This is a genomic window from Streptomyces sp. NPDC046303 (assembly GCF_055588085.1).
This window is the reverse complement of the sequence record NZ_JBVJFA010000023.1, coordinates 1-6,780: the sequence shown is the minus strand read 5'-3', so window position 1 is coordinate 6,780 and position 6,780 is coordinate 1. Positions and strand designations below refer to the sequence as shown.

The 6,780-nt window shown below is 72.4% G+C and carries 6 protein-coding genes and 1 pseudogene; 2 read left to right on the top strand and 5 right to left on the bottom strand.

Annotated elements, in window-relative coordinates:
* Window positions 1-316, bottom strand: a 316-nt coding sequence (locus ACZ6I1_RS23375) for a hypothetical protein (protein ID WP_469290106.1), incomplete at its 3' end; no start/stop codon positions are given.
* 208 nt (window positions 317-524) lie between these two features.
* The gene (locus ACZ6I1_RS23370) at window positions 525-1,847 is read right to left on the bottom strand and encodes a cytochrome P450 (RefSeq protein WP_469290104.1); all 1,323 of its coding nucleotides are present in this window, start codon (window positions 1,845-1,847) and stop codon (window positions 525-527) included.
* Between the two features lie 96 nt (window positions 1,848-1,943).
* Here ACZ6I1_RS23370 and ACZ6I1_RS23365 point away from each other — a divergent pair.
* Window positions 1,944-2,145: pseudogene (locus ACZ6I1_RS23365) on the top strand (alkaline phosphatase family protein); the annotation flags it as partial.
* 406 nt (window positions 2,146-2,551) lie between these two features.
* Here ACZ6I1_RS23365 and ACZ6I1_RS23360 read toward each other — a convergent pair.
* From ACZ6I1_RS23360 to ACZ6I1_RS23350, 3 genes are read right to left on the bottom strand one after another with little or no spacing between them, the layout of a single operon-like run.
* Window positions 2,552-3,391 (bottom strand): ABC transporter ATP-binding protein, encoded by an 840-nt coding sequence (locus ACZ6I1_RS23360; RefSeq protein ID WP_469290102.1) that lies wholly within the window; start codon window positions 3,389-3,391, stop codon window positions 2,552-2,554.
* Window position 3,392: 1 nt separating this feature from the next.
* Window positions 3,393-4,475, bottom strand: coding sequence for a FecCD family ABC transporter permease (locus tag ACZ6I1_RS23355; RefSeq protein WP_469290099.1), 1,083 nt, complete (start codon window positions 4,473-4,475; stop codon window positions 3,393-3,395).
* Window positions 4,472-5,536 carry a FecCD family ABC transporter permease gene (locus ACZ6I1_RS23350; protein WP_469290097.1) on the bottom strand — a complete coding sequence of 355 codons (1,065 nt, stop codon included), beginning with the start codon at window positions 5,534-5,536 and terminating at the stop codon, window positions 4,472-4,474. Before ACZ6I1_RS23350 ends, ACZ6I1_RS23355 begins: the two co-directional genes overlap by 4 nt.
* A gap of 145 nt (window positions 5,537-5,681) precedes the next feature.
* On the opposite strand from ACZ6I1_RS23350, the gene ACZ6I1_RS23345 reads away from it, so the two are divergent.
* Window positions 5,682-6,780, top strand: a 1,099-nt coding sequence (locus tag ACZ6I1_RS23345) for an ABC transporter substrate-binding protein (protein WP_469290095.1), incomplete at its 3' end; no start/stop codon positions are given.

Here is a 6,780-nt window from a genome sequence, read left to right as displayed (position 1 = left end):
TGTTCGGGGTGTTAGGCGTGTTCGGGGTGTTCGGGGTGTTGTTACCGCCACCACCCGGGGTGTTCGGCGTGTTAGGCGTGTTCGGAGTGTTGGGAGTGTTGTTCCCACCGCCCGGGGTGTTCGGCGTGTTCGGGGTATTCGGGGTGTTCGGGGTGCGGCACTTCTTGAACTTGCACCCCGTCTGCAGATCCGGCGATGCCACCATGCTCTGTGTGGACTGGGGCGGCGTGGCAGCCATGGCGGAGGCCGGCAGAGCGATACCACCGGCCATGGCGATGGAAGCGGCGGCCACGACGAGCTTGCGGGAAATCTTCATCATTCTCTCCATTCGGAATTGCGGGGCTTCTCGGAGTCCGCCCCGCGTTGTTGGCGTGCTTCCAATGAACCCGAATGGAGAAACCGCGTCATGACACTGGAACTCGTGCCTTGACGCCGGAAAGTGATGTTGATAAAAGTCCGCCGCACAGCGCACCCGTCCCCTTACCCTGCGTGAAAACGCCTGGCCGGGACCGTGCCCCGCGGGCCTAACCGCCCAGCGTTGCCGGGATCGGGCCGTCCGGGCGGACGGTGATGCCGTAGGCCGCCTTGTCCGGGACGGACCGGAGGTGCGGGGCGTGGGCCGGCAGCAGGTGCTCGAGGAGGACGGTCGACTCCCGGAGAGCGAATTGCAGGCCCAGGCAGGCCCGGGGCCCGATACCGAACGGGAAATAGCTCCCCGGCTCGGTTGGGCGGCCGCCGGGGGTGGTGAAACGTCCCGGATCGAACCGCCCGGGGTCTTCCCAGAGCCCGGGGTCCCGGTGCGTGAGGTAGGGGCAGACCAGCACGTCGGTGCCGGCCTCGATCGCGTATCCGGCGAGGAGGTCGTCCTCCGCGGCGCAGCGCGGCAGGATCCAGGCGGACGGATACAGCCGCAGGGTTTCGTGGACGAGGGCCTGCACGGCCTGGCTCCGCTCGGGTGAGCCCTCGGCGCCCGCGGCCAGGGCCCGCTCCCGTGCCTCCGGGTTCCGGTCCAGCAGGAGGTAGAGCCAGGTCAGGGTCGTGGCGGTGGTCTCGTGACCGGCGACCAGCAGGGTGACCAGCTCGTCGCGGATCAGCCGGTCGGTGTACTCGGGGCGCGTCCCGGCCGCCTCGATCAGGACGTGCAGCAGGCCCGGCCCGTCCGGTCCCGCCCCGCCATCGCGGGCGGCGGCGATGGCGAGGCGCGCCACGGCGTCGATCCTGGCCAGCTCGGCGGCGACGGCCCCCTGGGCGGCGGCGCCCTCGGCGGGCAGGCTGGGCAGCGCGGCCACCACGGCGGCCACCGCGGCCAGTTCCCGCTCCGTACCGGGCTGCAGGGGATGGCCGGTCAGGGACCTCCAGATGGTGTCCAGGGCGAAGCGGCGCATCTCGTCCCCGATGTCGAGGACCTGTCCGGTCCGGGCGTACGAAGCCCAGCGCGCGGCGGTGGTCTTGGCGGCCCCGGTGATCCGCTGCTCGTAGCGGCGCATGCCGCGGCCGGTGAACTGGGACTGCAGCAGGCGCCGTTGCCGCTGCCAGGCCTCGCCCGTCGCGGCCAGCACGCCGTCGCCGATCAGCAGTCGGGCGCGGTGCGAGCGCTTCACGTACCGGCCGGGCTGGAGCGCGAGCACGTGCTGCACGGCCCGGGGGTCGGTGACCAGGACGGTCGGGCGGGGACCGAGCCGGAACGCGGCGACGCCGCCGAGCCGCTCGCGGGTCTGCGCGAACAGCTCGATGAGGTCCCCTCCCCCGGCCTGCCACTGCGCGACGAGGGCGGGTTCCAGCTCGGGGACCCGGCGGCCTGCCGGGGGCGGGCTCGGGAGGGGGCCTGGGCGGGCGTGGGTGGCCACGGTTCTGCTCCTGTTCGGCGCTGTCCGTCGGCACGGACCGGTGCGGGCATCACGCACTGTAGGGGAGCGGGCGCGGTGGGCGACAGCCCGCCCGTCCTGCGCGGTGTGCGCGGCTTCGGCGACCCGCGCCCGGTGACCCTGTCCAGCGGCAAGTCCGTGTGGCACCAGTCCGACGGCACGCCCTCGCCGACGCGTTCACCATCTGCGACGCGTACCACTGCTCGTTCATCGGCTCCACCGACCCAACCGCTATTCCCTCTGGTCGGGCCACACCGGCAACGACGGCTCGGGCGGCGGCCGGCTGCCCGACACCGGCGCCTGGGAGCCGCAGGACCGCGAGCGCCACCCCGACTTCAGGGCGCCCGCCCCGGCCGTCGGTTCCATGCCCCGTCAGGAGAAGGGCCTGCGTCCGACCCGTGCGCTGCAGTACGCCCCGTACGTGGACGGCGTGGCGCTCACCGGCGGCGGCCCCGACCTGACCGTGCACGGCCCGAACGGCTTTCCGCGCGGCTTCCGCAACCCCGGCACCACCCCCGGCCCCCGAGGTCACCGCCTCCGGCGCACCGGACTTCCTGCGCCGCTTCGCGGGCAAGGTCGAAACGGGCGCGGCCGGCTTGTCCGACCCGGCGATCCTGACGGAGCAGTCCTCCTGACGCCGGGCTGCGGGGCGGACGGGGCCTCGGCCGGTCCGCCCCGCAGGGCCGTCAGGCGATCTCGGTGCGGCGGCCGCCCATCGGGATGACCAGGGGCGTACCGGCGACCGGGCATTCGATGACCGCGGCCTCGAGGCCGAAGACCTCGCGGACCAGGTCCGGTGTGACGATCTCGGAGGGCGGACCGGCGGCGACGACCCGGCCGTCGCGCATGGCGACGAGGTGTCCGGCGTAGCGGCAGGCCAGGTTGAGCTCGTGCAGGACCATGACCACCGTGCGGCCCTCGGTGCGGTTGAGGTCCGCGACGAGTTCGAGGACGTCGACCTGGTGGGCGAGGTCGAGGTAGGTCGTCGGTTCGTCCAGCAGCAGCACCGGCGTGTGCTGGGCCAGCGCCATCGCGATCCACACGCGCTGGCGCTGGCCGCCCGACAGTTCGTCGATGGACCGGGTCGCCAGCTCCGCCGAGCCCGTGGCCGCCAGCGCGGCGTCCACGGCCGCCTCGTCGGAGGAGGACCACTGGCGCCACCACCGCTGGTGCGGGGTACGGCCGCGCGCGACCAGGTCGCGTACGGATATGCCGTCCGGCGCGCTCGGGGTCTGCGGCAGCAGGGCGAGCCGCAGCGCGAACTCCCGTGCGGACAGGCCCGCGATGTCTTCGCCGTCCAGGTGGACGGCGCCGCCGGCCGGCTTGAGCAGCCGGGCCAGGGCGCGCAGCGCCGTGGACTTTCCGCAGGCGTTCGGGCCGACCAGGGCGGTCACCTGCCCGGCCGGGACGTCGAGGTCGAGGTCCTCGCAGACGATGCGCTCGCCGTACCCCAGGCGCAGCCCGGAGGCGTGCAGTGCGGCGGGAGAGGTGCCGGTGGGCTGGGTCTCGGTCAGCGGGGCGGTCATGTCAGCCTCCCTTTCCGGCCCGGTTGGTACGGGCGAGGAGTAGCAGCAGGTACGGAGCGCCCACGGCGCCGGTGAGCACGCCGACGGGCAGTTCGGTCGGCGCGAGGACGAGCCGTGAGGCCAGGTCGGCGAGGATGAGCAGTACCGCTCCGGTCAGCGCGCTGGTGACCAGCGGGATGCCGGCGGCGCCGGTGAGCCGCCGTGCGATCTGCGGGGCGCCCAGGGCGACGAAGGCGATCGGCCCGGCCGCGGACGTCGCCAGTGCGGTGAGGCACGTGGCGAGGACCAGCAGCGCGATCCGCGCGTGTTTCAGCGGGATGCCCAGGCTCCGGGCGGTGTCGTCGTCGTACTGGAGCAGTTGGTACGGGCGGGCCAGCGCCAGGGTCAGCGGGAGCAGCACCGCGAGGGCCAGTCCGGCCCACTGGACGTGTTCGTAGCCGCGCCCGTTGAGGCTGCCGGTCAGCCACACCATGGCGCGGGAGGCCTGGTCGATGTCGGCGCGGGCCAGCATCCAGCGGGAGAGCGCGATGAGGGCGCCGTTCGCGGCGAGGCCGACGAGGACGAAGCGGTAGCCGGTGATGGTGCCGTCCCGGTACGCCAGGAGGTAGATGGCGACCGAGGTCAGCAGGGCGCCGGCGAGGGCCCCGAACGGAACCGCGGCGAAGGTTCCGGCGCCCGCCGCGGTGACTCCGCCGATGAGGATGGCGCTCACCGCGCCGGCCCCGGCGCCGGCCGCGATGCCGATCAGGTCCGGGCTGGCGAGCGGGTTGCGGGTGACGGCCTGGAACACGGCGCCGGCCAGTCCGAACGCGGCGCCCACCAGCAGTGCGGTCAGGGCGCGCGGCAGCCGGAGCTGGTGGACGATGAGGTCGGCGGCGCCGGAGCCCGTTCCGAGTACCGCGCCCAGTACGTCGCCGACCGGGATCGCGAACGTGCCCAGCGAGACGGAGGCGATCAGGCCCGCGAACCCGGTCAGTACGAGGGCGAGTACGACGAGTGCGACGCGGGGCCGCACGGCCACACCGACGGGTCCGGCCTCGAGCTTCAGGCGGCGTACGGTCTTCTGACCGCTCATGGTGCTCATCGGGTGTGCTCCTTGAGCTTGCCGCGCTTGACCAGCAGCGCGAGGAACGGCGCGCCGAGCAGCGCGGTCACCACGCCCGCCTCCAGTTCGCCGGGCCGGGCCACCATGCGGCCCACCACGTCGGCGCCGAGCATCAGGGAGGCTCCGCCCAGCGCCGAACAGGGCACCAGCCAGCGGGCGTCGGGCCCGGTGAAGGCCCGTACGACGTGCGGGACGACCAGGCCGACGAACGTCACGGGACCGGCCGCGGCGACGGCGGCGCCGGTCAGCAGGACCACCGCCAGCGCGCCCAGGGCGCGGGTGGACTTGACCGGGGTGCCGAGCGAGCTGGCCACGTCGTCCCCGAGGGCGAGGGCGTTGAGCCGGCCGCTCAGTCCGAGGGCGAGGACGAGTCCGACGATGACGAACGGGAGCAGTTCCATGCCGAGCTGCGCGTCGCGTCCGGCCAGCGAGCCGACCGCCCAGAAGCGGTACTGGTCCAGGGTGCGGACGTCGAGCAGGACCAGGGTGTTGGTGCCCGCGTCGAGCAGTACGGTCACGGCCGCGCCGGCCAGGGCGAGTTTGGCGGGGGTGGCGCCGCCGTAGCCGGTGCCGCCGACGGCGTAGGCGATGAGCCCGGCCAGCGCCCCGCCCAGGAAGGCGAACCAGATGTACTGGTACGAACTGGTCAGTCCCAGCATGCCGATGCTCGCGGCGACCGCGAACGAGCCGCCCGCGCTGATGCCGATCAGGCCGGGGTCGCCGAGCGGGTTGCGGGTGATGTCCTGGGCCACGGCGCCCGCGGCGCCCAGCGCGAGGCCGACCAGCAGCCCCAGGAAGGTCCGGGGCATGCGGAGTTCGCGTACGACCAGGGCGTCGCCGGCGTCACTGCCCGCGATCGCGGCCACGACGTCGGAGAGCGGCACGGCCTTGGTACCGATCGCCAGGGAGGCGCAGACCATGGCGGCCACGGTGGCGAGCAGCGCCGTGAGGACGAAGGCCCGGGTGAGAACGCGCCGGGGCGGCGGGACGGTTGGGGCGGAGACCGCGGTGGCGTCGGCGGTGACGGGCTTGAGAGACACCCACACAAGGTAAGGGATGCCTAACCGAAGCCGGCGGGCACCCCCCGTCTGGATTTGGCCACGAAGAGCGGCTACTCTTCACAACGCATTTACTCAGGCAAGGCTTACCTAATATCGCCTGTACCCTCTGGAGAACCGAGAACCGATGAACAGCTTCACTCAGCGTCGCCGGCCGGGCCGGATCGCCGCTGCCGTTCTCACGGCAGCCCTGGCCCTCTCGCTGGCCGCCTGCGGCGGCAGCAGCGACGACAAGAAGCCGGCCGCCGAGGCCTCGAAGCCGGGCGCCGCCGAATCGGCCGGCTTCCCGCGCACCATCACGCACGACAAGGGCACGACCGAGGTCAAGGCCAAGCCCAAGCGCGTGGTCGCGCTGGACAACAGCCTGGTCGAGGCCGTGGTCGCCCTCGACGCACCGCTGGTCGGCGGCATCGGATCGTACCGTGACCAGAAGGGGTTCCCGGCCTACCTCGGTGACGCGGTGAAGGACACCAAGGACGTCGGCCCGCTCGACAACCCGAACCTCGAGGCGATCGCGGCGCTCAAGCCCGACCTCATCGTCTCCGCGACGGTCCGTCACGCCGACTTCTACGACCGCCTGAGCCAGATCGCGCCGACCGTCTTCGTGAAGACCACCGGCCCGATCTGGAAGGAGAACATCACCTTCCTCGGCCAGGCGCTCGGCCAGGAGCAGCAGGCCGCGGCCAAGCTGACCGCCTACCAGACCCGCGCCAAGAAGATCGGTGACGCGATCAACGCCAAGGGCGGCGGCGCCCACGGCAAGCCCACCTTCTCGGTCCTGCGCTTCGTCGACGGTCCGACGCGCATCTACCTGCCCAAGACCTTCAGCGGCATCATCCTGAACGACATGGGTCTGACGCGGCCGGAGAACCAGCGCGACGAGGCCAAGTTCAACATCGAGATCAGCGAAGAGCAGATCCAGCAGGCCGACGCGGACCACATCTTCATGACCTCCTTCTCCGGTGGCGAGGAGCGCAAGAAGAAGTTCGTCGCCAACCCGCTGTGGCAGCGCCTGAACGCGGTCCAGAAGAACCAGGTCCACGAGGTCGACGACTCCATGTGGATGACCTCGGTCTCCCTCCAGGGCGCGGACGTGGTCCTCGACGACCTGGCGAAGGCCTTCCAGGTGGACCCCGCCAAGTGGCTGCAGAAGCGGGCCCATGGTCTGACCAGAGGAACACAGCGCCGACGGGGTCGTCCGTCCAGGCCGGCAGCTCAGCGATCCG